Annotated in this window: 20 protein-coding genes and 1 tRNA gene; 14 read left to right on the top strand and 7 right to left on the bottom strand. The window is 70.8% G+C overall.

Translation table 11 applies throughout. The features are described 5' to 3' along the window. Nucleotides 1-319 precede the first annotated feature (319 nt). Genes FHY03_RS20305 through phbB form a run of 3 tightly spaced genes read left to right on the top strand, consistent with a single transcriptional unit; the run spans nucleotide 320 to nucleotide 4,309 of the window. Complete coding sequence (locus tag FHY03_RS20305) at nucleotides 320-2,536, top strand: molybdopterin cofactor-binding domain-containing protein (protein ID WP_183932244.1); 2,217 nt, start codon at nucleotides 320-322, stop codon at nucleotides 2,534-2,536. Continuing rightward, nucleotides 2,537-3,556: a ferrochelatase gene (gene hemH, locus FHY03_RS20300; RefSeq protein WP_183932243.1), complete on the top strand. Its 1,020-nt coding sequence runs from the start codon at nucleotides 2,537-2,539 to the stop codon at nucleotides 3,554-3,556. A gap of 30 nt (nucleotides 3,557-3,586) precedes the next feature. Beyond that, the gene (gene phbB / locus FHY03_RS20295; RefSeq protein WP_183926419.1) at nucleotides 3,587-4,309 is read left to right on the top strand and encodes an acetoacetyl-CoA reductase; all 723 of its coding nucleotides are present in this window, start codon (nucleotides 3,587-3,589) and stop codon (nucleotides 4,307-4,309) included. Between the two features lie 94 nt (nucleotides 4,310-4,403). Here the strand turns inward: phbB and FHY03_RS20290 are convergent, their stop codons facing one another. Further along, nucleotides 4,404-5,294 (bottom strand): LysR substrate-binding domain-containing protein, encoded by an 891-nt coding sequence (locus tag FHY03_RS20290; RefSeq protein WP_183932242.1) that lies wholly within the window; start codon nucleotides 5,292-5,294, stop codon nucleotides 4,404-4,406. A gap of 188 nt (nucleotides 5,295-5,482) precedes the next feature. Here FHY03_RS20290 and FHY03_RS20285 point away from each other — a divergent pair, with 188 nt between their 5' ends. From FHY03_RS20285 to FHY03_RS20265, 5 genes are all read left to right on the top strand, one after another. Then, a complete protein-coding gene (locus FHY03_RS20285) occupies nucleotides 5,483-8,686 on the top strand; it encodes an efflux RND transporter permease subunit (protein ID WP_183926414.1) in 3,204 nt (1,067 codons plus the stop codon). Further along, entirely contained in the window at nucleotides 8,679-9,869 is a 1,191-nt protein-coding gene (locus FHY03_RS20280; protein WP_183932241.1) for an efflux RND transporter periplasmic adaptor subunit, read from the top strand. The genes FHY03_RS20285 and FHY03_RS20280 overlap by 8 nt, the downstream gene beginning before the upstream one ends. A 311-nt stretch (nucleotides 9,870-10,180) precedes the next feature. Beyond that, complete coding sequence (locus FHY03_RS20275) at nucleotides 10,181-11,557, top strand: efflux transporter outer membrane subunit (protein ID WP_260159517.1); 1,377 nt, start codon at nucleotides 10,181-10,183, stop codon at nucleotides 11,555-11,557. A gap of 129 nt (nucleotides 11,558-11,686) precedes the next feature. After that, the gene (locus tag FHY03_RS20270) at nucleotides 11,687-13,780 is read left to right on the top strand and encodes a phosphocholine-specific phospholipase C (RefSeq protein WP_260159514.1); all 2,094 of its coding nucleotides are present in this window, start codon (nucleotides 11,687-11,689) and stop codon (nucleotides 13,778-13,780) included. A gap of 103 nt (nucleotides 13,781-13,883) precedes the next feature. Next, nucleotides 13,884-15,131 carry a S41 family peptidase gene (locus FHY03_RS20265; protein WP_183932239.1) on the top strand — a complete coding sequence of 416 codons (1,248 nt, stop codon included), beginning with the start codon at nucleotides 13,884-13,886 and terminating at the stop codon, nucleotides 15,129-15,131. A 26-nt stretch (nucleotides 15,132-15,157) separates the two neighbouring features. On the opposite strand, the gene FHY03_RS20260 is transcribed toward FHY03_RS20265, so the two are convergent. Beyond that, nucleotides 15,158-15,247: transfer RNA gene (locus FHY03_RS20260), tRNA-Ser, on the bottom strand. 126 nt (nucleotides 15,248-15,373) lie between these two features. Between FHY03_RS20260 and hspQ the strand changes: the two genes are divergently transcribed. From hspQ to FHY03_RS20235, 5 genes are all read left to right on the top strand, one after another. Next, nucleotides 15,374-15,751 carry a heat shock protein HspQ gene (gene hspQ / locus FHY03_RS20255; RefSeq protein WP_183926405.1) on the top strand — a complete coding sequence of 126 codons (378 nt, stop codon included), beginning with the start codon at nucleotides 15,374-15,376 and terminating at the stop codon, nucleotides 15,749-15,751. Nucleotides 15,752-15,874: 123 nt separating this feature from the next. Next, nucleotides 15,875-16,171, top strand: coding sequence for a 50S ribosomal protein L21 (gene rplU, locus FHY03_RS20250; protein WP_132910024.1), 297 nt, complete (start codon nucleotides 15,875-15,877; stop codon nucleotides 16,169-16,171). A gap of 26 nt (nucleotides 16,172-16,197) precedes the next feature. After that, nucleotides 16,198-16,467 carry a 50S ribosomal protein L27 gene (gene rpmA, locus FHY03_RS20245; protein WP_132910023.1) on the top strand — a complete coding sequence of 90 codons (270 nt, stop codon included), beginning with the start codon at nucleotides 16,198-16,200 and terminating at the stop codon, nucleotides 16,465-16,467. Nucleotides 16,468-16,639: 172 nt separating this feature from the next. After that, nucleotides 16,640-17,182, top strand: a complete 543-nt coding sequence (locus FHY03_RS20240; protein ID WP_183926403.1) for a GNAT family N-acetyltransferase — start codon at nucleotides 16,640-16,642, stop codon at nucleotides 17,180-17,182. Nucleotides 17,183-17,255: 73 nt separating this feature from the next. Continuing rightward, nucleotides 17,256-17,855: a TetR/AcrR family transcriptional regulator gene (locus FHY03_RS20235; protein ID WP_183932238.1), complete on the top strand. Its 600-nt coding sequence runs from the start codon at nucleotides 17,256-17,258 to the stop codon at nucleotides 17,853-17,855. A 185-nt stretch (nucleotides 17,856-18,040) separates the two neighbouring features. Here FHY03_RS20235 and FHY03_RS20230 read toward each other — a convergent pair whose 3' ends face one another. Both FHY03_RS20230 and FHY03_RS20225 read right to left on the bottom strand, forming a co-directional pair. Beyond that, nucleotides 18,041-18,619 carry a hypothetical protein gene (locus FHY03_RS20230; RefSeq protein WP_183932237.1) on the bottom strand — a complete coding sequence of 193 codons (579 nt, stop codon included), beginning with the start codon at nucleotides 18,617-18,619 and terminating at the stop codon, nucleotides 18,041-18,043. A 10-nt stretch (nucleotides 18,620-18,629) separates the two neighbouring features. Further along, nucleotides 18,630-19,778 (bottom strand): zinc-dependent alcohol dehydrogenase, encoded by a 1,149-nt coding sequence (locus FHY03_RS20225; RefSeq protein WP_183932236.1) that lies wholly within the window; start codon nucleotides 19,776-19,778, stop codon nucleotides 18,630-18,632. A 205-nt stretch (nucleotides 19,779-19,983) separates the two neighbouring features. Here FHY03_RS20225 and FHY03_RS20220 point away from each other — a divergent pair, with 205 nt between their 5' ends. Then, a complete protein-coding gene (locus FHY03_RS20220; RefSeq protein ID WP_183932235.1) occupies nucleotides 19,984-20,550 on the top strand; it encodes a hemerythrin domain-containing protein in 567 nt (188 codons plus the stop codon). 63 nt (nucleotides 20,551-20,613) lie between these two features. On the opposite strand, the gene FHY03_RS20215 is transcribed toward FHY03_RS20220, so the two are convergent. From FHY03_RS20215 to FHY03_RS20205, 3 genes are all read right to left on the bottom strand, one after another. Continuing rightward, nucleotides 20,614-20,820 (bottom strand): hypothetical protein, encoded by a 207-nt coding sequence (locus tag FHY03_RS20215; RefSeq protein WP_183932234.1) that lies wholly within the window; start codon nucleotides 20,818-20,820, stop codon nucleotides 20,614-20,616. A gap of 68 nt (nucleotides 20,821-20,888) precedes the next feature. Beyond that, nucleotides 20,889-21,356 (bottom strand): GAF domain-containing protein, encoded by a 468-nt coding sequence (locus FHY03_RS20210; RefSeq protein ID WP_183926391.1) that lies wholly within the window; start codon nucleotides 21,354-21,356, stop codon nucleotides 20,889-20,891. A 17-nt stretch (nucleotides 21,357-21,373) separates the two neighbouring features. Next, nucleotides 21,374-21,535 carry a hypothetical protein gene (locus tag FHY03_RS20205; protein ID WP_183926388.1) on the bottom strand — a complete coding sequence of 54 codons (162 nt, stop codon included), beginning with the start codon at nucleotides 21,533-21,535 and terminating at the stop codon, nucleotides 21,374-21,376. Between the last annotated feature and the right edge of the window lie 132 nt (nucleotides 21,536-21,667).

Below are 21,667 nucleotides of genomic sequence, written 5' to 3'. Positions count from 1 at the left end.
TGCCGTGCGTGTCGGCTGGCACCACCATCCGCCACTAGCGTCATCCTGAGCTTGTCTCAGGATCCACCGTGCCGCGTACCCGATGGCCGTGGCGCCTGCGGTACAGTGGATCCTGAGACGAGCTCAGGATGACGCCAGGAGGTGAGGGCGCCGCGCCAACTCACGGGACCGCGCGCGGGGCGAGCGATCTCTCTGCGCCTCCGCCCCTTCGCGCTTCCGCGTAAGCCCGGAGGGAGTGCGGCGTGTCCGCCCCTCACCCGATCACCCTGAACGAGCTTTCGCGCTTCCCCCTCGTGCGCCGCCCGGCTACCCCCGCCGCATGGCCGCGCTGACCCGACGCAAGCTGCTTATCTCCGGGGGAGCCGGCGTCGGGCTGGTGGTCGCCTGGGCGGTGTGGCCGCGCCATTATGGCGCCGCGCTGCCGACCGCGCCAGGCGAGGCCGCGTTCGGCGCCTTCCTCAAGATCGCGCGCGACGGTCAGGTGATCGTCGCGGTCCCGCAATGCGAGCACGGCCAGGGCGTCTACACCACGCTCGCCCAGATCGTCGCCGACGAGCTCGGCGCCGACTGGCGCACCATCGGCGTCGAGGCCGCGCCGCTCGCGCCGCCCTATGCCAACCCGCTCGGCGCCGCCAAGCTGTTCACCGATGCCGCGACGCACGTGCCCGAGCGGGTGCGCGACGAGCTCTGGACGCGCGACTCGCTGCTGGTCACCGCCGGCTCCAGCTCGGTGCGCCGCTTCGAGCAGCCGCTGCGCGAGGCCGGGGCGGCGGCGCGCCTGCTGCTGTGCCAGGCTGCGGCCGAGCGCTGGGACGCCGACTGGCAGCAGTGCGACACGCGCGCCGGATTCGTCACGCTCGGCGACCGGCGCCTCCGCTTCGCCGAGCTGGCCGAGGCGGCGGCGGGCGGGCGAGTCCCCGACGAGCTGCCGCTGCGGCTCGGCGACGAGGGACGGCTGAGCGGCGAGTCGCTGCCGCGGCTCGACTCGCCCGCCAAGGTCGACGGTTCGTCGAATTTCGTCGCCGACGTGCGCCTGCCCGACATGGTCTTTGCCAGCATCCGCCAGGGGCCGCAGCCCGGCGCGCGGCTGCTCTCGTGCGACAAAGCAGCGGCCGAGCGCGTGCGCGGCCTGCTCTCGGTAGTGACAACCGATCACTGGGTCGCCGCGGTGGCGAACAATTGGTGGTCGGCCAACCAGGGTGTCGCCGCGCTGGCGCCGCGCTTCACGCGCGGTGGCGCGATGGTCGACGACGCGGCGATCGAACGCGCGCTCGACGCCGCGCTCAATCGCGCCGGTGAGCCGGTCGCCCGCATCGGCGACGCCGCCGCGGCGCTGCGCGGCGCGGGGGTGATCGCGGCCGAGTATAGCGTCCGCCCCGCGCTCCACGCCGCGCTGGAGACTCCCGCCGCCACGGCGCACTGGCGCGACGGGCGGCTCGAGCTGTGGCTCGCCACCCAGGCGCCGACGCTCGCGCGCGCCGCCGCGGCCGCCGCGGTCCAGCTGTCCGAGCGCGACGTGATCGTGCACGCGATGCAGGTCGGCGGCTCGTTCGGCGCCGCGCTGGAGCATGACGTCGCGGCGCAGGCGGCGGTGCTCGCGCGCGCGCTGCGGCGGCCGGTGCAGCTCTGCTGGTCGCGCGGCGAGGCGCTGCTGCAGGACCGTGTCCGCGCGCCCGCCAAGGCGCGGATGCGCGCGCGGCTCGGCCCGCGCGGCACGATCCTGGCGTGGCACGCCGCGATCGCCGCGCCGCCGACCGGGCGCGCGCTGGGAGAGCGGCTGCTCGCGGGCGACCCGCTGCGCCGGCTCGCCGCCGCACTGCCCGCGGGTACCGACCGCTACGCCACCGCGGGCGCGGTGCCGCCTTACCGACTGCCGGCGCTCGCGGTCGACCATCACCCGGTCGCGCTCGACCTGGCGACCGGCCACCTGCGCGGCGGCGCCGACGGCTACACCGCCTTCTTCACCGAATGCTTCGTCGACGAGCTGGCGCGCGCCGCGGGGAGCGAGCCGATGTCCTATCGCGTCGGGCTGCTCGGCGGTGACGCGCGGCTGGCGCGCTGCCTCACCACCGCGGCCGAGCTCGGCGGCTGGTCGGGCGGGGTGCCGGGCAGCGGGCAGGGGATCGCCTGCCACCGCATGGCGGGCAGCGCGATCGCGGTGCTCGCCGAGGCCGAGGTGGGGGAGGGCGGCGCGGCGCGCGTCAGCCGGCTGGTCGCCGCAGTGGATGCTGGGCGCGCGATCAACCCCGACGTGGTGCGCCAGCAGATCGAGGGCGGGCTGGTGTTCGGCGTCGCCGCGGCGACCGGTACGGCGGCAGGATACAAGGACGACCTCGCCACGGTCCGCCACCTCGGCGCGCTCGACCTGCCGACGCTCGCCACCGCACCCGAGATCAGCGTGGAACTGATCGCCAGCGGCGCGGATTGCGGTGGGATCAGCGATCTCGGCGTGCCCGCGGTCGCCCCCGCCGTCGCCAATGCGCTGTTCGCTGCCGCCGGCACGCGGCGGCGCGTGCTGCCGCTCAGGAGTTCGTAGATGCTGCCCGCTGACCATCCGACGATCCCGGCGCCGCGCGTCGGCGTGCTGCTGATCAACCTCGGTACGCCCGATTCCGCCGACACGCGCGCGGTGCGTCGCTACCTCGCCGAGTTCCTGTCGGACCGGCGCGTGGTCGAGCTGCCCCGGATCGCGTGGCAGCCGATCCTGCGCGGCATCGTGCTGACGACGCGGCCGAAGAAGTCGGCGCACGCCTATCGGCAGGTGTGGAGCGAGGCGGGCTCGCCGCTCGCCGCAGTGACGCGCGCGCAGGCCGCGGCGCTGAAGGACGCGTTCGGCGACGGCGTGCTGGTCGACTGGGCGATGCGTTACGGCAACCCGGCGATCGCCGACCGGCTGGCAGCGATGAAGGCGGCGGGGTGTGAGCGCATCCTGCTCGCGCCGCTCTACCCGCAATATTGCGCCGCGACGACCGCGACCGCGAACGACAAGGCTTTCGCCGCGCTGGCGCAGTGGCGCTGGCAGCCTGCGATCCGCACCTTGCCGCCCTATCACGACGATCCCGCCTATATCGCGGCGCTGGCGGCGCGCGTCGGCGAGCAGCTGGACGCGCTCGACTTCGCACCCGACGCGCTGATCGCCAGCTTCCACGGCATGCCGCAGCGGACGCTGGAGCGCGGCGACCCTTATCACTGCCACTGCCAGAAGACCGCGCGGCTGCTCGGCGAGGCGCTGCGCGAGCGGCTCGCTGGCCGGCCGCTGACGGTGGCGTTCCAGTCGCGCTTCGGCAGCGCCAAGTGGCTCGGCCCGGCCACCGACACGACGCTGGAGGCGATGCCGGCGCAGGGGGTCCGCAAGGTCGCGGTGGTGGCGCCGGGCTTCTCCGCCGACTGCCTGGAGACGCTGGAGGAGCTGGCGATCCGCGGGCGCGAGAGCTTCCTCGGCGCCGGCGGCACGCATTTCGCCTATCTGCCCTGCCTCAACGACTCAGCCCAGGGCGTCGACATGCTGCGCACCATCCTGTCGCGCGAGCTTGAAGGCTGGGTGGCGCGCGGCTAGCCTCTCACCAAGGTTAAGGGAGAGGCAGGCATGGCAAGGGTCGCGATCGTCACCGGCGGGACGCGGGGCATCGGCGAGGCGATCAGCGTGGCGCTACGCGACCTCGGCATGACCGTCGCCGCGAATTACGCCGGCAACGACGAGCGCGCGCGCGACTTCACCGCGCGCACCGGCATCGCCGCGTACAAGTGGGACGTCGCCGACTATGACGCCTGCCAGGATGGCTGCGCCACGGTCGCGGCCGAGCTCGGCCCCGTCGACGTGCTGGTCAACAACGCCGGGATCACGCGCGACGGCACGATCCTGAAGATGACCTACCAGATGTGGAAGGAGGTCATGGACACCAACCTGGGCGGCTGTTTCAACATGGCCAAGGCGGTGTTCCCCGGCATGCGCGAGCGTAAGTGGGGGCGGATCGTCAACATCGGCTCGATCAACGGCCAGGCCGGGCAGTACGGCCAGGTGAACTACGCCGCGGCGAAGAGCGGCATCCACGGCTTTACCAAGGCGCTGTCGCAGGAGGGCGCGCGCGCCGGCGTCACCGTCAACGCGATCGCGCCGGGCTATATCGATACCGACATGGTCGCCGCGGTGCCGGGCGAAGTGCTGGAGAAGATCGTCGCCAAGATCCCGGTGGGCCGGCTCGGTCAGGCGCAGGAGATCGCGCGCGGCGTCGCCTTCCTGTGCTCGGAGGAGGCCGGCTTCGTCACCGGCTCGACGCTGAGCATCAACGGCGGCCAGCATATGTACTGAGGCCGTACCCACCTCGCTCCAAACGAAGCGTGCTCGCACGCGCGGGAGCCTGGGACGGCTCGGAGGCAGCGAGGCGCAAGGCCCGAGAAGGCGCTCAGCCCGCTCCCGCGGTCACGATCGCGACGAAATTGGCGGCGACGGGCGGGCTGGCGGTGGCGTGGACGAGCCACATCGCGCTGGCGGCGCTGTCGTCCGCGAGCGCGGTATAGACCAGCCCGGCGGACTGCAGCGCGCACAGCGACTCCGCCACCACGGTGATGCCGACCCCGGCGGCGACCAGCCCGAGCAGCGTCGACACCTCGCGCACCGTCTGGGCGACGCGCGGCTCGGCGCCGGTCGCGCGCATCAGGGCGAACAATTCCTCGGTGAAGCCGCCGCTGCGATCGCTGGCATAGACCACGAGGGGGTGCGCCGCCGCCTCGGCCAGCCGCAGCCCGGCCCGACCGGCGAGCGGGTGGTCGGGCCGGGTCGCCACCACCAGACGTTCGCGCAGAATGCGCGTCGCGGTCAGCTCGGAGGGCAGCGCCGGCGGGGCGGCGCTTCGGAGAAAGCCAACGTCGAGCGCGTCGGCGAGGATCGCCGCCACCTGCGCCGGCCCGGCGATCTCCGACAGCGCGAGCTGCACGTCGGGGTAGCGCAGGCGAAAGGCGTGGATCGCGGCGGCGACCTGCGCGATGAAGGGCGCCGAGGCGTTGAAGCCGACGCGCAGCTCGCCCAACTCACCGCTGGCCGCGCGGCGCGCCACCGTCGCGGCCTTCTCCGCCTCGGCCAACGTGCGCCGCGCCGCCTCGAGGAACATGGTTCCGGCGTAGGTGAGCGTGACCCGGCGGCTGGTGCGGTCGAGCAGGCGCACGCCGAGCTCCTCCTCCAGCTGACGGATCTGCTGGCTGAGCGGGGGCTGAGAGATGCCGAGCCGCGCCGCCGCGCGCGCGAAATGCAGGTCCTCGGCGACCTGGACGAAATAACGCAGATGCCGCAGCTCCATGATCGATAGGCTGTACGTATCAATCGGCGCGGAAACAATATTAGACAAAGCGTTAACCAGCGCTCATCCGCTGCACCGCGGCATGTCATTGCGCCGCCGTCCTATCCTGGTCGTCCGACGCCGCGCACGCCAGGCTGGCGCGCGACGCCGCTCACGGGGGCGGGCGTCAACCACGGGAAGCTGTGCCCATGATCGGCATCGTACGCATCGCGCTGGCGCGCCCGCTGACTTTCATCGTCATGGCGATCCTCATCGCCATCGTCGGCGTGCTGGCGGCGGTCCGCACCCCGGTCGACATCTTCCCCGACATCAAGGTGCCGGTGATCGCCACCGCTTGGCAATATGCCGGCCTGTCGCCGGACGAGATGTCGGGGCGGATCATCACCCCGTTCGAGCGCGTGCTGACCACCACGGTCAACGACATCGACCATATCGAGAGCCAGTCGCTGCCCGGCATCGGCGTGGTGAAGATCTACTTCCAGCCCGGCGCCGACATCCGCACCGCCACCGCGCAGGTCACCTCGGTGTCGCAGACCGTGCTCAAGCAGCTGCCACCGGGCATCACCCCGCCGCTGGTGCTCAACTACAGCGCCTCGACGGTGCCGATCGTCCAGCTCGCGCTGTCGGGCAAGGGCCTGTCCGAGGGGCAGATGTTCGATCTCGCCAGCAACCAGGTGCGCCCCGGGCTGGTGACCGTGCCGGGCGCGGCGATCCCCTATCCCTCGGGCGGGCGCCAGCGCCAGATCCAGATCGACCTCGACCCCGACGCGCTCCAGTCCAAGGGACTGTCGGCGCAGGACGTCGGCAACGCGATTGCGGCGCAGAACCAGATCAACCCGGCAGGCTTCGCCAAGATCGGCGGCTTCCAGTACAGCGTCCGCCTCAACAACGCGCCCGGCTCGGTCGAGGAACTCAACAGCATCCCGGTCAAGGTAGTGAACGGCGCCACGATCTACATGCGCGACGTGGCGCACGTGCGCGACGGCTCGGCGCCGCAGACCAATGTCGTCCATGTCGACGGCGCGCGCTCGGTGATCATGACCGTGCTCAAGAACGGCGCCACCTCGACGCTGGCGATCGTGCAGGGGATCAAGGACGCGCTGCCCAAGATCCAGGAGACGCTGCCGAGCACGCTCAAGATCGTGCCGATCGGCGACCAGTCGCTGTTCGTCCGCGCCGCGGTGGAGGGCGTGGTCAAGGAGGGCGCGATCGCCGCGGCGCTGACCAGCCTGATGATCCTGCTGTTCCTCGGCTCGTGGCGCTCGACCGTGATCATCGCGATCTCGATCCCGCTGGCGATCCTGTCCGCCATCATCGGCCTGGCGGTGACGGGCAACACGCTCAACACGATGACGCTCGGCGGCCTCAGTCTCGCGGTCGGCATCCTCGTCGACGACGCGACGGTGACGATCGAGAACATCAACTGGCACCTCGAACAGGGCAAGCCGGTCCACCGCGCCATCCTCGACGGCGCGGCGCAGATCGTCACACCCGCCTTCGTCTCGCTACTGTGCATCTGCATCGTGTTCGTGCCGATGTTCTTCCTGCCGGGCGTGGCGGGCTTCCTGTTCGTGCCGCTGGCGCTGGCGGTGGTGTTCGCGATGATCGCCTCGTTCATCCTGTCGCGCACGCTCGTGCCGACGATGGCGATGTACCTGCTGCGCCCACATGGCGCGGGCGACGACCACGACCAGCACAGCGCTGGCGCGCCCGCGTCGCGCAACCCGCTGGTGCGCTTCCAGCGCGGCTTCGAGGCGCGGTTCGAGCGGATCCGCACGGGCTACGGCGGGATGCTCGAGCGCGTGCTCGCCGCGCCCAAGGGGTTCGTGATCGGCTTCCTCGCGGTGGTGCTGCTGTCGTTCGGGCTGGTGCCGTTTCTCGGGCAGAACTTCTTCCCCTCGGTCGACGCCGGGCAGATCGCGATGCACGTGCGCGCGCCGGTCGGCAGCCGCATCGAGGAGACGTCGGCGGAGTTCGACCGCATCCAGCGCCGCATCCGGCAGATCATCCCGGCGAACGAGCTGGTCTCGGTGGTCGACAACATCGGCCTGCCGGTCAGCTCGATCAACACGACCTACAACAATTCGGGGACGGTCGGCCCGCAGGACGGCGACGTGCTGATCCAGCTGTCGCACGATCACGCGCCGACCGACGATTATGTCCGCCGCCTGCGCGAGCAGCTGCCGCGCGACTTCCCCGGCGCCACCTTCTCCTTCCTGCCGGCGGACATCACCAGCCAGATCCTCAACTTCGGCGCGCCTGCGCCGATCGACATCCAGATCGCGGGCAAGGATGCCGCCGCCAACGCCGCCTACGCGCAGAAGATCATGCGCCGCATCGCCAAGATCCCTGGACTGGCCGACGCGCGCATCCAGCAGTCGGCGCGCTACCCGCAGCTCAACGTCGCGGTCGATCGCAGCCGGATCGGCCAGTACGGGCTGACCGAGCGTGACGTGACGACCAGCCTGGCGAGCTCGCTGGCGGGCACGCAGCAGACCGCGCCGGTGTTCTTCCTCAACCCCGACAACGGCGTGTCCTATCCGGTCGTGGCGCAGGCGCCCGAGTACCGGGTCGGCTCGATGAGCGACCTGTCGAGCATCCCGGTGACCGGCGCCAGCGGGCGCTCGCAGGTGCTGGGCGGGCTCGGCACGATCGTGCGGAGCAACGCGCCCGCGGTGGTGTCGCACTACAATATCGCGCCGGTGGTCGACGTCTTCGCCACCCCGGCGGGGCGCGACCTCGGCGCGGTGGCGGGCGACATCCGCACGGTGCTCGACGACCTCAAGGCCGAGGCGCCCAAGGGCGCGACCGTCACGCTGCGCGGGCAGTACGCCACGATGAACAGCGCCTTCTCGGGGCTGGGCTACGGGCTGCTCGGCGCGATCGTGCTGATCTACCTGTTGATCGTCGTGAACTTCCAGAGCTGGCTCGACCCGTTCGTGATCATCACCGCGCTGCCCGGCGCGCTGGCGGGGATCATCTGGATGCTGTTCACCACCGGCACGACCTTGTCGGTGCCCGCGCTCACCGGCGCGATCATGTGCATGGGCGTGGCCACCGCCAACGCGATCCTGGTGGTGAGCTTCGCGCGCGAGCGGCTCGCCGAGCTGGGCGACGCCACCGCCGCCGCGCTGGAGGCGGGGATGACGCGCTTCCGCCCGGTGCTGATGACCGCGCTGGCGATGATCATCGGCATGCTGCCGATGGCGCTGGGGCTGGGCGAGGGCGGCGAGCAGAACGCGCCGCTCGGCCGCGCGGTGATCGGCGGGCTTCTGGTCGCCACCTTCGCCACGCTGATGTTCGTCCCCGTCATCTTCAGCCTCGTCCACCGCCGCCGCACCGCGGCCGCGCCGACGCGCGAGGCCCATCATCTGGAGCAAGCCCATGTCTGAGGCGTCGTCCGAGACGTCCCCCGCGGCGCCGGCCGCCGCGCCCTCTGCACCGCCGTCGCGCTCGCTGCGCACCGCCGGGATCGCTGCGGCGGTGATCGCGGTCGGCGTCGTCGGCGCGGGGATCGCGGCGCGCTCGCGCACCGACAGCAAGCTGGCCGATTGGACCGCGGCGCAGTCGACCCCGACCGTCGCGGTGATCCAGGCCAAGCCGGCCGCGGCGACGGGCGCGCTGACGCTCCCCGCTAACCTCCAGGCGATCAACAGCGCCCCGATCTTCGCGCGCACCAGCGGTTACGTGCGCAAATGGTACGTCGACATCGGCGACCCCGTCCGCGCCGGCCAGACGCTGGCGGTGCTCGACGCCCCCGAGATCGACCAGCAGCTCGTCGCCGCGCGCGCCGACCTGGAGACCGCGCGCGCCAACCAGCAGCTCGCCGCCTCGACCGCGACGCGCTGGCGCAACATGCTCGCCAAGGACGCGGTGTCGAAGCAGGAGACCGACGAGAAGGTCGGCGACCTCGCCGCCAAGACCGCGGTGACCAACGCGGCGCGCGCCAACGTCTCCCGGCTGACCTACACGCAGGGCTTCACCCGGCTGATCGCGCCGTTCGCCGGCATCGTCACCAGCCGCTCGACCGACATCGGCGCGCTGGTTACCGCGGGCACGGCGGCGTCGACGCCGTTGTTCACCGTCTCCGACGTGCGGCGGATGCGCGCCTATATCCGCGTGCCGCAGAATTACTCGGCGCAGATCCACCCGGGCATGCACGTGACGCTGACACTGCCCGAATATCCCGGCCGCAGCTTCGACGCGACGCTGACCCGTACCGCCGGTGCGGTGGAGCAGTCGTCGGGCACGGTGCTGGTGCAGGTCGAGGCGCCCAACCCCGATCGCGCGCTCAAGCCCGGCGCCTATGCGCAGGCGAGCTTCCCGGTGGCGGGCGCGAGCGGCGCGGTGGCGCTGCCCGCGAGCGCGCTGATCGTCGGCGAGAGCGGCACCCAGGTCGCGCTGGTCGGCGCGGACGGCAAGGCGCACCTGCGCACGATCCGGATTGGCCAGGACCATGGCAATACGGTGGAGGTGAGTTCGGGCGTCACCCCGCGCGACCGCGTGATCGACAACCCGCCCGACTCGCTCGCCGACGGTGACGCGGTGCAGGTGCAGAAGGCGAGTGCGCGGTGAGGGGGTGGCCGGCGCGTTCGCGGCCCTGGGCTCCTGCGTTCGCAGGAGCACGGGAGATGGCGTTGAGGGGCGACCGTGTTCCTGCGCACGGGACGATCCGGAGTGATGAGGCGGTGCGCCTGTTGTCCTCCGGGTTCAATAGCGGACCCTCGCCCCATATCTCCCCGTCACCCCGGACTTGTTCCGGGGTCTACCGTGCCGCTCATACAACGATCGTGAACCACGCGGACGGGTGGATCCCGGAACAAGTCCGGAATGACGAGGGTGGCGTATGTCTCCGTCGCGTCCTCACCACCGCCCGCCTCGCCACACTGGCTGCGCTGCTCGCCACCGCGGCCTGCTCGGTCGCGCCCGATTACGTCCGCCCGGTGATCCCCGCGCCCGCGGCGTACAAGGAGGCGGAAGGCTGGCAGGCGGCCGGCACCGACGTCGCTCCCGCCGGCAAGTGGTGGGAGGCGTTCGCCGACCCCGTTCTCACCGGGCTCGAGGAGCGGGTCGTCGCCGGCAACCAGGATCTCGCCGCCGCGATCGCGCGCTACGACCAGGCGCGCGCGGTCGCCCGCCAGGCGCGGTCGGATCTCCTCCCCGAGGTCGGTGTCTCCGCCGACGTCAGCCGCGACCGCGTCTCCGCGGGCCGGCCGCTCGCGCTCGGCAGCGCCGCGCCCTACACCGTTGGCACGGTCGGCGCCTCGCTCGCCTATGAGCTCGACCTGTTCGGTCGCGTGCGCAACTCGGTGCGCGCCAGCCGCGCCGACGTCGCCGCGAGCGAAGCCGACGTCGCAGCGGTGACGCTCGGGCTTCAGGCGCAGCTCGCCAGCATCTATTTCGACATGCGCGGGCTCGACGCACGCATCGTGCTGCTGCGCCAGACGGTCGAGGCGAACGCGCGCGCCTACCAGCTCACCGACACGCGCCACAGCGGCGGCATCGCCTCGGGTATCGACGTCAGCCGCGCGCAGAACCTGCTCTCCAGCGCGCGCGCCGAGCTGTCCGCGGTCGGGGTGGCGCGGCAGCGCGACGAGCATGCCATCGCGGTGCTGCTCGGCGAGGCGCCCGCCGGCTTCACGCTCGCGGTCGAGGATCGCCAGCTCGCACCGCCCCCGATCCCCGCCGGCCTGCCCTCGACCTTGCTCGAGCGCCGCCCCGACATCGCCGCGGCGGAGCGGCGCGTCGCCGCCGCCAACGCGCGGATCGGCGTAGCGCGCTCGGCGCTGTTCCCCAGCGTCACGCTCGGCGCCGCAGGTGGGTTCGAGGCGGCGCGCGGCTCGCTGCTGAGCGCGTCCAACGGTTTCTGGGCGCTGGGCCCGCTCTCCGCGGCGCTGGCGATCTTCGACGGCGGGCGTCGCCGCGCCGGCGTGCAGCGCGCGCGCGGCGAGTATGACGAGGCGGCGGCGTCGTACCGCCAGACCGTGCTCACCGCCTTCCGCGAGGTGGAGGACGCGCTCGCCAGTCAGCGGCTGCTCGCCGCGCAGGAGCGCGATCAGCGCGCCGCGGCCGAGGCGGCGGAGCACACGCGCGAGCTGGCGCTGATCCGCTACCGCGACGGCGCGGCGGACTATCTCGAGGTGGTCACCGCGCAGACCGCGGCGCTCGACGCCGAGCGCGCGCTGCTGACGGTGCGCAGCCAGCAGCTCCAGACCGCGACCGACCTGATCCGCGCGCTCGGCGGGGGTGTCGCGGCGGGCTGAGCCGCGATGTCATCGTCGTGCCGTATGGCGCGGGTAGGCGGCGGCGAGTAAGCTCCTCCCCTTCAAGGGAGGGTGATGATGTGCGCTTCGCCCCTTTCGTGTGGACGAGGCGGCAGAGAGGAGCACGCCATGCCGCCGATGCAGGACCGCCGCAGCTTCATCCGCGGCATGATGGCCTCCGCCGGCGCCGCGGCGGCGCTGACTCCCTCGATCGCGCGCGCGCTCGAACTGCCCGGACGACACCGCACCGGCACGCTGCGCGACGTCGATCATGTCGTGGTCCTCACCCAGGAGAATCGCGCCTTCGACCATTATTTCGGCGCGATGCGCGGCGTGCGCGGGTTCGGCGACCGATTCGCCGCGCCGGCGCCGCCGCTACCCGGTGCGCCGAACCGCACCGTGCTGCTCCAGCCCAACGAGCATCCCGGCGCGTCGCCCGCGCTGCTCGCACCGTTCCGGCTCGACACCGCGACCGACTTCCGCCTCTACCGCCCGCTCGGCACGCCGCACGGCTTCACCGACAGCCAGGCGGCGTGGGACAACGGGCGGATGGGCGCCTGGACCGCGGCCAAGCACAACCACGCGCTGGCGCATTTCACGCGCGCGGACCTGCCGTTCCAATATGCGCTCGCCGAGGCCTTCACGCTGTGTGACGCCTATCACAGCGCGATGCACCTGAGCACCAACCCCAACCGGCTGTACATCTGGTCGGGGACGCACGATCCGCTCGCGCGCGCCGGCGGCCCCGCGATCGACAACGGCTATGACAGCCTCGAGGCCGATCCGCTCAAGCATGGCGGCTATCGCTGGACCACCTATCCCGAGCGGCTGATGGCGGCGGGAGTGAGCTTTCAGATCTACCAGGACATGGCGGACAATTTCACCGACAACCCGCTCGTCGGCTTCCACGCTTACCGCCGCGCGCAGACCGCCGCCGACGAGGCCGCGGCGCTGCTCGCCCGCCGCACCACGACGACCCGCACGCTCGACGACCTGCGCCAGGACGTGCGCGACGGGCGCCTGCCCGCGATATCGTGGATCATCGCGCCCGAGGCGGCGTCGGAGCACCCCAGCGTGTCCACCCCGCTGCAGGGCGGCGACTACACCGCGCGCGTGCTCGACGCGCTCACCGCCAACCCCGACGTGTGGGCGCGCACCGCGCTGCTGATCAACTTCGACGAGAATGACGGCCTGTTCGACCATGTTCCCCCGCCGGCGCCGCCCGCGCGGGTCGACGGCCGCGCGGTCGGCGCCAGCGACGTGCCCGCCGACGACGAATATCACGTCCACTGCCGCGCGCCCGAGGACGCTGCCTACCGCGACCGCCCCTACGGCCTCGGCATGCGCGTGCCCATGTATGTCGTCTCGCCGTGGAGCCGCGGCGGCTATGTCGCCTCCGAGGTGTTCGACCACACCAGCATCCTGCGTTTTCTGGAGGCGCGCTTCGGCGTGCGCGAGCCCAATATCAGCGCGTGGCGCCGCGCGGTGTGCGGTGATCTCACCTCCTGCTTCGACTTTGCCGCGCCCGACACGATCCGTTTCATGGGCGCGTTGCCCGCCACCGCGGCACTGTGCGAGCGCGCGGCACAACTCAAGGGGGTCGCGCCGCCGCTGCCCGCCGTCGCGGCGGCGCCGCTGCAGGAGCGCGGCGTGCGGCGACGGCGCGCGACGCCTTATGCGCTCGACGCGCGGTTGCGCGCCGGCGACACGCCCGCGCTGCTGCTCGTCAACCGCTCGACCGAGCGCGCCGCGGTATTCCACGTCTACGACGTGAGCCGGCTCGACGCGGTGCCCGCGCGCTACACCGTCGCCGCGGGGAATGTGCTCGCGCACGCGCTGCCGGCGGGCGCGGCGGACCTGTTCGTGCTCGGGCCGGACGGCTTCCACCGACGCCTCACCGGGAAGGGCGACCGGTTCTCTTCACATCTCTCGGATGGTGGTGCCGCGCCGGCGCTGATCCTGGACAATCTGTCGACCGCGCCGCAGCGGATCGCAATGGTCGACTGCGCATACGGCAGCTCGCCGGAGTCGTTCGTTCTCGCGCCGGGGGAGACGCGCCGCATCGCGCTCGACCTCGCGACCAGCCATGGCTGGTACGATCGTCAGTTCACGACGGACGGGCAGGTGTGGCGCATGGCGGGCCATGTCGAGGACGGGCGTGAGTCCTTATCCGATCCCGCCGCCGGGGGCGCCGGTCCGCTGCGACTGGCGACGGTGATCTGACCGGTGCTGTCACGCGTGCGGCTGCGCTGCCGCGCGGCGAAGCACGGGAGGGCGCGCCACGATGATGCTTGCGCCGGGCCGAGCGGGAACGAAGGATAAGGCGATGAGATACGCGCCACTGACCGCCTGCGCGGCAGCCCTGCTCCTGAGTCAGCCCAGTCCGATCAGCGCACAGCAGCCGTCGTCGGCGCCGGTGCGCTTCGACGCGGCCGGTGCCTGGACCGCATTCGATAGGCTACTGCGGGAGAATTACGGTTATCGGGATCGTCCCGGGATCGACGGCGACGCGATCCTGACGGCCTTCGCCGAGCGCGCCAGAGCGGCGAAGACCGACAAGGATTTCATCGACGTCCTCCAGCTCGTCGCGCGCAATTTCGCGGATCCGCATTTCGTCGTAGGCCCGCTCGACGCGGACGATTGGTCGGTGGTACCCACCGCCTCCGACCTGTTCGGCGTCGTCGACGGGGCTCGCTTCATGATCGAGGACGTGCGCGCGGGAGGCGACGCCGCGGCCAAAGGCCTGCGTCCGGACATGGCGGTCGTCCGGATCGACGGCCAGTCACCACGTCGCGCGATCGAAGAGGTCACCGGGCGCGCCTTTACCGATCTCAGCGCACCACAGATCGCGTTCGCGTTCAACGTCGCGCTGGCGGGGCACCGCGGGCGGCGACGCATGGTGGAGGTGACGGATGGCGGTCGCCGGCGGCGCTTCGAGCTGGCTGCCACCAACGACCTCGCCGACCGCATCGCCGGTGGACCCTTGCTCAAGGTGGCGCGGCGGGGCAGCCTCGGCATCATCCGCATCAACAATTCGCTGGGCGACCAGGCGCTGATCGATCAATTCGGCCGCGCGCTCGACACGCTGAGCGACACGTCCGCGCTGTTGATCGACCTGCGCGATACGCCCAGCGGCGGCAACACCAGCGTGGCACGCGGCATCATGGGCCATTTCGTGGATCATGAGCTGCCGTATCAGAAGCATGTCGTGCCCTATGAGGCGCGGGTGCTCGGGCCGACGCGGACATTCATGGAATATGTCGCACCGTTCGGGCGGCGATACAGCGGCAAGGTCTATGTCGCGGGCGGTCATTGGACGGGCAGCATGGGGGAGGGGCTGATGATCGGCTTCGACGCGATCGGCGCCACCACCATGGGCACCGACATGGCGCATCTGCTCGGCGCGCTGAGCAACGAGACCATCCAAGCCTCCGCCGCGCGAATCGACATCGGCACCGAACAGCTGTTCACCGTGGCGGGCCTACCGCGCGAGCGCTTCCAGCCGCAGGTCTATGTCCCGCGTGTGGAACGAACCCCGGCGGGTGATCCGATCCTCGCCGCGCTGCGCCGGTAGGCGGGGGTGCTTTATGTCAGAGAAGGTGGCGGAGAGGGTGGGATTCGAACCCACGGTACCCGTGAGGGCACAACGGTTTTCGAGACCGTCCCAATCGACCACTCTGGCACCTCTCCGCGGAGGACACCGGGGCCTGCGAGAGGCGCGCCGGCGGCGATCGAGCGGCGCCCCTAGCCCGGTCGCGGGGCAGACGCAAGCGTGTCTGTTGTTGTGCGCGCCGATTTCCGCACTAGATTGTAGCGATGACCAGCGAACACACGATCATCGCTCAGGCCGAGGCGCCGGTGGCGCCCCCGATCGCGCACGCGCGCTTCTCGATCGGCGACGTGGTGCGCCACCGCATGCTCGATTTCCGCGGCGTGATCTTCGACGTCGATCCCGTCTTCGCCAACAGCGAGGAATGGTACAACTCGATCCCCGAGGATTTCCGCCCGAGCAAGGACCAGCCCTTCTATCACCTGCTCGCGGAGAACATGGAGTCGAGCTACGTCGCCTATGTCAGCCAGCAGAACCTGGTGCACGACGACAGCGATGAGCCGATCGACCATCCCGCGATCGCCGGGCTGTTCGATCGGCTGGATGGCGGCCGTTACGGGCTGAAGCGCCAGCACCGCCACTGACGCCGCGGCTTCGTCGATCGGTCACGGAATCGGTTGACAGGCCGGAAGGCTTCGCATAGCTCGCACGCTTCTCTCGCAGGGTACGCCCTCGCGAGCTATGAAATTTGGGAAGTGACAAGAGCCATGTTCGCAGTCGTGCGCACGGGCGGCAAGCAGTATCGCGTCGCCGCCGGAGACAAGATCGTCGTCGAGAAGATCGAGGGCGAAGCCGGTGCGTCGGTGACGCTGGGTGACGTGCTGCTCGCGGGCGAGGGCGCGGATCTCAAGTCGGTCGACGGCCTCACCGTCGCGGCGGAGATCGTCGCCCAGGCCAAGGGCGAGAAGGTGATCGTCTTCAAGAAGCGTCGCCGCCACAATTATCGTCGTCGCAACGGCCATCGCCAGAACCACACGATCCTCAAGATCGTGTCGGTCGGCTGATCCCGTAGCGCGCAGGAGCAAGAGCAATGGCACATAAGAAAGCAGGCGGTTCGTCGCGCAACGGTCGTGATTCGGCCGGCCGTCGTCTCGGCGTGAAGAAGTTCGGCGGTCAGGAAGCGATCGCGGGCAACATCCTCGTGCGCCAGCGCGGCACCAAGTTCTACCCGGGTCGCAACGTCGGCATCGGCAAGGACCACACCCTCTTCGCGCTCGTCGACGGCCGCGTGGTGTTCCACGAGGGCAAGCTCGGCCGTAAATTCTGCTCGGTCGATATTATGGCGGCCGCGGCCGAGTAACATCGGGCAACCAACCGGGTTGCCCACCAGGGCGACCCGGGGTTCCGCAGCACGGAACCCAGCCAACAAGGGAGACGGGTCGCCCCGGCTCCCTTTTTTCATGCTCCCTCGCCCCAGCGTGTCGCGCCACCGTCATCCGGTTGTGGCAGCGGCCCGAACAAGGAGACGGAGCATGTTCGCGTTGACGCCGAGACTCACCCTCAGGCCGGGCTGGCTCGAGGACGCCCCTGCGCTGGCGCGAGCGATCGCGCACGAGGCGGTGGTGTCGCGGCTGGCGCGCGTGCCCTGGCCCTATGCCGAGGAGGACGCGGCTGCCTTTCTCTCACTGCAGCCGCACCCGCGCGAGCCGCGTTTCCTGATCGCAGAGCGCTCTGGCGCCTATCGTCTGGTCGGCGGCGTCGGGCTGCATCGCGGCGAGCGCGGCGGGGTGGAGCTGGGCTATTGGCTCACGCCCGAGGTGTGGGGACGCGGCTATGCCACCGAGGCGGGGCGCGCAGTGCTCGACATCGCGCGCCATGCGCTGGGACTGACGCGGGTCGACTCGCACCACCATGCCGACAACCCGGGCTCCGGGCGCGTGCTGCGCAAGCTCGGCTTCGTCGAGTGCGGGCGCTCACGCCGGTACGCGCTGGCGCGCGACGCCGAGGTGGAGTGCGTCGACTATACGCTCGACCTCGCCGTCGATCCCGCGCGAGCCATGCCGATCGCGGCCTGATCGCCGGTTGCTTTCGGCGCGGAAGCGGGCACAAGGGCAGCAACATTCCGCAATCTCGACAGGTCACGATCCGATGCCGCGGGCGACCGCTGCCCTTCCCCGCCGGCGGCTGACGCCCGAGGCGTCGCGCGACGCGGCGCTGGAGGCGGCGCGCGTGCTGCTGCTGGAGGATGGCCCGCAGGCGGTCACGCTCAAGGCGGTGGCCGGGCGGGTCGGGCGCACCCACGCCAACCTGCTCCACCATTTCGGCTCCGCCGACGGACTGCAGCAGGCGCTGATCGAGCGGATGGCGGCGGCGATCGTCGCGACGATCCGCGACGCGGTGCGCCGCTCGCGCGCCGAGCGCGACCCGGCCGAGCTGGTCGACGTGGTGTTCGATGCCTTCGGCGCGGGCGGGGCGGGGGCGCTGGCGAGCTGGATGATCCTCACCGGCAACCGCGACGCGCTCGATCCCGTGCTCACCGCGATCCACGACCTGGTCGAGGAGCTGGCCCGCGACGAGGAGCGGCCCGACGCGCCGATCCGCGACGAGACGCTCCAGCTGGTGCTGGCGGCGCTCGGCGACGCACTGCTGGGTGCGGCGATGGCGCGCGCGCTGGAGCTTCCGCGCGGCCGCGCGCGTGAGCTGGCGGCTCGCATGCTGTTGCGCGATCGGGGGGTGGTGGAAGAATAGGGTTCGTCGGGTCGGAATGACGCCCGTGCCTGTGCTCCTGCGAACGCAGCAGCCCAGGCTCGGCCACGGCATCGATCGTTGTTCTGCTTGACCCCGGGTTCCGCCTCTCGCCGGAACTCGGCCACAAGACGCGTGAGTTGAGCAGTCCGGTGACGAGATCTGACGGAGCGCGCGCTCTCTGGCGCTCAGTCGCCTGCGCCGCCAACGTCCCGGTGCGAGGAAGCAGGCAGCAGCACCGTCCGCTTCGCCGCTGCGCGTTCGCGCCGCACGTTCACGGCGATTGCCCCACCCACCGCGATCGTCCCTGCCGCAAGCGCCCATCGCGTGACGAGCCGCTCGCGATCGTGCCGCCACGCCGCGCCCACGCCCATCTCCGCCGGCACGTTGGGCAACGTGCCGCGCGACAGATCCTCCACCACGCCCTCGACCACGTCGACCCGGTCGGCACCGAGCAGGATCAGCCAGTGCAGCCAGTTCGACTCGCTCCAGCGGAAGGCGAGGCGCCGCATCGCGCCGCTCACCCCACGCGGCGGCACCGAGGTGCCGACCACCGCCGGCTGGCGGATGTGCTCGATCGACTGCAGGATCTCGACGTCGGGCTGCTGCACCGGCGGGCGATCCCAGCGGCGCGTCAGCCCGTGATCGCGGGACTGGTCGCGGATCGGATAGGTCGGGTCGTTGCGCGCGTCGGCGTCGACGCCCCAGCCAGGAATCGTCGCGGGGTCGGCGAGAGCGGGGCTCAGCGTCTTGGGGGTGCGCTCCATGATGTGGTCCTCAGCCGGCATGCGGCACCAGCACGGGCTTGATGCAGCCGTCCAGTTTGTTGGCGAACAGGTGGTAGGCGTCGGCTACGTCGCTGAGCGGCACACGGTGCGTGATCAGCGCCTTGGGGTCGATACGCCCGGCGCGGACGTGCTCGATCAGCCGCGGCAGCAGCCGCTTGACCGAGGCCTGGTTGGCGCGGATCGTGATGCCCTTGTTCACGACATTGCCGATCGGGACCATGTTGCCGGTCGGGCCGTAGACGCCAACGACCGAGACGATCCCGCCCTTCTTCACCGAATTGATCGCCCAGTGCAGCGGAATCGCCGAGCCGGCCTCCAGCTTCAGCTTGGTGCCGAACAGCCAATGCCAGGCGTTGCCCCGCGCATCGCCGCCGACCGCGTCGATCGCGACATCGGCGCCGAGGCCGTCGGTCGTCTTCTTGAGGAACACGACGACGTCGTCGAGCTCCTTGAAATTGTACACCTCGGCCGGCCCATAGGTGCGGACGAAGTCCAGCCGGTAGTCGTACATGTCGAGCACGATCACGCGCCCCGCGCCGAACAGCCAGGCGGCGCGCGCGACCATGATGCCGACCGGGCCGGCGCCGAAGATCACGACCGTGTCGCCCTTCTGGATTCCGCCCATCTCGGCGGCCTGATAGCCGGTCGGCACGACATCGGTGAGCAGCACCGCGTCGTCCGGGTCCATCCAGTCGGGGATCTTCGTCGGGCCGACGTCGGCGTAGGGCACGCGGACATATTCGGCCTGCCCCCCGTCATAACCGCCCGCCGTGTGCGAATAGCCGAAGATGCCGCCGACGGCGGTCGCCTGCGGGTTCGACTCGTGGCAGTTGCCGTACAGACCCTGCTGGCAGAAGTGGCAGTGACCGCAGGCGATGTTGAACGGCACCAGCACATGGTCGCCCGGGGCGAGGTTCTCCACCTCCGCGCCGACCTCCTCGACCACGCCGCAGAACTCGTGGCCGAAGGTGCTGCCGACGCGCGTGTCGGGCACCATGCCGTGGTAGAGGTGCAGGTCCGATCCACAGATGCATGAGCGCGTGACGCGCACGATCGCGTCGCGCGGGTGAAGGATGCGAGGCATCGGCTTCTCGGTGAGACGGACCCGGTAGGGCCCGCGATAGTCCATCGCCAGCATTCATGTTCCCCATGAGGCGGCCGAGGTCGCCGTGGGCCCAGCTAACGCGCTGTTTTTTATGCTGGTTCCTCTTGTCGTGCAGCGCAGGCGGAGCTTGCCAACCTCGATCAGTCACTTTCCGGGCCAACACGGCGGCCGATCACTTCTCGCGTCGGAACAGCTACTTAGCGCCGTCGTTCCAGCGCGATCAGCAGGAGCGAGAGCGATGACCACGACGAGCGACGCACAGGCCGCACGCGGCCGCACCCTGGCCCTGACCGCTGCGATCGGCGTGGCCGCGGGATTGGCCGCCAATCTGCTGCGCAAGGCCGCGGTGCAGGCGCCGACCGTCTTCGCTGGCCCATGGGACGAGGCGCTGGCCGCCGAACATGCCGCCGCGCTCAAGCTGTTCGACGCGCTGGAGAAGACCGACGAGAAGGCCACCAAGCGGCGCACATTGCTGCTCGCGCAGCTCAAGCACTCGATCGCCAAGCACGCCTTCCAGGAAGAGAATGTCGTCTACGCCGAGATGCGCGACCACGGCCTCACCGAGGGCGCGGACCAGCTCAACCACGAGCACGGCTATGTGAAGCAGTATTTCTTCGAGCTGGGCGCGATGGCCAAGGATGATCCAGCCTGGCTGCCCAAGCTGCGCGCGTTCCGCGCGATGATCGAGGAGCATATGCGCGAGGAGGAAGACGAGCTGTTTCCCTCGTTGCGTGCGCAGCTCAGCGACGAGCAGAACCGCTCGGTGACCGCGGCGATGAACCGCGAGGGGCTGATCCTGGCCTGAGGGCGCTCGCCTGACGCGATTACCGCCGCCTCCCCCTCGCGGGAGACGGCGGTGATCAGGTGTCTATTCGCCGACGACGCCGCGCCCGGCGACCTTCTCATAGCCCGACAGCTCGTCGCCCACCGCCACCTTGGCGGCGAGGTCATCCGCACGGGCGCGGTCCTTGGCGGCGCGCTTGGGGTCGTCCTTGTCCGCGTCCGGATCGGCGGCGCCGACGTTGGGACTGTCCGGCACGTACAGGACGGGCTGTTCCTCGCGTTCGTCTGACATGATCGTCTCCTTCACCATCCCAACGCGTCGCGCCGCGGCGGGTGCCAGAAGGTTCGGACCGGCCGCGCCTAGAGCGCCATGATCCGTTCGGCGTGGCGGGCGAGATGAGTCAGGTCGTAGACGTCAAACAGGCCGAGCCGCGGTCGCGTGTCGGCGACGCACAGCGCCCCCAGCGCAAAGCCGGCGTGATCGACCAGCGGCACACCCGCGTAGAAGCGGATGTGCGGATGTCCCAGCACCGACGGGTTGGCGAGGAAGCGGCGATCATCACGCGCGTCGGCGACGATCATCGGCTCGCCCGGGCGCAGGATGGTGTGGCCGCAGAAGGACTCGGCGCGCGGGCCCTCGTCTCCGTCGATGCCGACGCGCGCGGCCAGCCACTGCCGCGACCGGTCCACCACCGAGATCACCGCGATCGGCGCGCGCGCCAGCCGCGCCGCTTCCTCGACGATCCGCTGGAGCTCGGGGTTGCGCGGGCGCGTGACGATGCCGCACGCATCCACCGCGCGCTGGCGCAGCGGCTCGTTCAGCGGCATCGGAGCGGCGATGCCCATCAGATCACCACGTCGGCGCTGGGGCGGGGCGGGAAGCGCAGCTTGGCCTCCACCTCGCGCATGTAGCGCTCCACTTCCTGCGCGGCGCGTATATCGGTCAGCGAGCCCGCGATGCGCGCCGCCACTTCCAGCTCGTTCTTGAGCTTGCGCGGATCATCCACGGCAGCTCTCCTATCGCTGTGTTTGTGACAGACGATCTGTCATAAAAGTCCTAACAGAGTCTTAAGGCCACGGTTAACGACGCGGTAACCACCACGCTAAGTGCCTCGCGAAGCGACGGGCTTGTCGTGATC

This window comes from Sphingomonas sp. BK345, from assembly GCF_014193845.1.
Classification (GTDB): domain Bacteria; phylum Pseudomonadota; class Alphaproteobacteria; order Sphingomonadales; family Sphingomonadaceae; genus Sphingomonas.
The sequence above is the reverse complement of the archived record's forward strand: the minus strand, read 5'-3'. Positions and strand labels throughout refer to the sequence as shown.

What these genes read in the sequence shown, in the direction of transcription:
- FHY03_RS20305 (WP_183932244.1), top strand. Translation starts at nt 320, where the DNA reads ATGGCCGCGCTGACCCGACGCAAGCTGCTTATCTCCGGGGGAGCCGGC.
- hemH (WP_183932243.1), top strand. Translation starts at nt 2,537, where the DNA reads ATGCTGCCCGCTGACCATCCGACGATCCCGGCGCCGCGCGTCGGCGTG.
- phbB (WP_183926419.1), top strand. Translation starts at nt 3,587, where the DNA reads ATGGCAAGGGTCGCGATCGTCACCGGCGGGACGCGGGGCATCGGCGAG.
- FHY03_RS20290 (WP_183932242.1), bottom strand. Translation starts at nt 5,294, where the DNA reads ATGGAGCTGCGGCATCTGCGTTATTTCGTCCAGGTCGCCGAGGACCTG.
- FHY03_RS20285 (WP_183926414.1), top strand. Translation starts at nt 5,483, where the DNA reads ATGATCGGCATCGTACGCATCGCGCTGGCGCGCCCGCTGACTTTCATC.
- FHY03_RS20280 (WP_183932241.1), top strand. Translation starts at nt 8,679, where the DNA reads ATGTCTGAGGCGTCGTCCGAGACGTCCCCCGCGGCGCCGGCCGCCGCG.
- FHY03_RS20270 (WP_260159514.1), top strand. Translation starts at nt 11,687, where the DNA reads ATGCCGCCGATGCAGGACCGCCGCAGCTTCATCCGCGGCATGATGGCC.
- FHY03_RS20265 (WP_183932239.1), top strand. Translation starts at nt 13,884, where the DNA reads ATGAGATACGCGCCACTGACCGCCTGCGCGGCAGCCCTGCTCCTGAGT.
- hspQ (WP_183926405.1), top strand. Translation starts at nt 15,374, where the DNA reads ATGACCAGCGAACACACGATCATCGCTCAGGCCGAGGCGCCGGTGGCG.
- rplU (WP_132910024.1), top strand. Translation starts at nt 15,875, where the DNA reads ATGTTCGCAGTCGTGCGCACGGGCGGCAAGCAGTATCGCGTCGCCGCC.
- rpmA (WP_132910023.1), top strand. Translation starts at nt 16,198, where the DNA reads ATGGCACATAAGAAAGCAGGCGGTTCGTCGCGCAACGGTCGTGATTCG.
- FHY03_RS20240 (WP_183926403.1), top strand. Translation starts at nt 16,640, where the DNA reads ATGTTCGCGTTGACGCCGAGACTCACCCTCAGGCCGGGCTGGCTCGAG.
- FHY03_RS20235 (WP_183932238.1), top strand. Translation starts at nt 17,256, where the DNA reads ATGCCGCGGGCGACCGCTGCCCTTCCCCGCCGGCGGCTGACGCCCGAG.
- FHY03_RS20230 (WP_183932237.1), bottom strand. Translation starts at nt 18,619, where the DNA reads ATGGAGCGCACCCCCAAGACGCTGAGCCCCGCTCTCGCCGACCCCGCG.
- FHY03_RS20225 (WP_183932236.1), bottom strand. Translation starts at nt 19,778, where the DNA reads ATGCTGGCGATGGACTATCGCGGGCCCTACCGGGTCCGTCTCACCGAG.
- FHY03_RS20220 (WP_183932235.1), top strand. Translation starts at nt 19,984, where the DNA reads ATGACCACGACGAGCGACGCACAGGCCGCACGCGGCCGCACCCTGGCC.
- FHY03_RS20215 (WP_183932234.1), bottom strand. Translation starts at nt 20,820, where the DNA reads ATGTCAGACGAACGCGAGGAACAGCCCGTCCTGTACGTGCCGGACAGT.
- FHY03_RS20210 (WP_183926391.1), bottom strand. Translation starts at nt 21,356, where the DNA reads ATGCCGCTGAACGAGCCGCTGCGCCAGCGCGCGGTGGATGCGTGCGGC.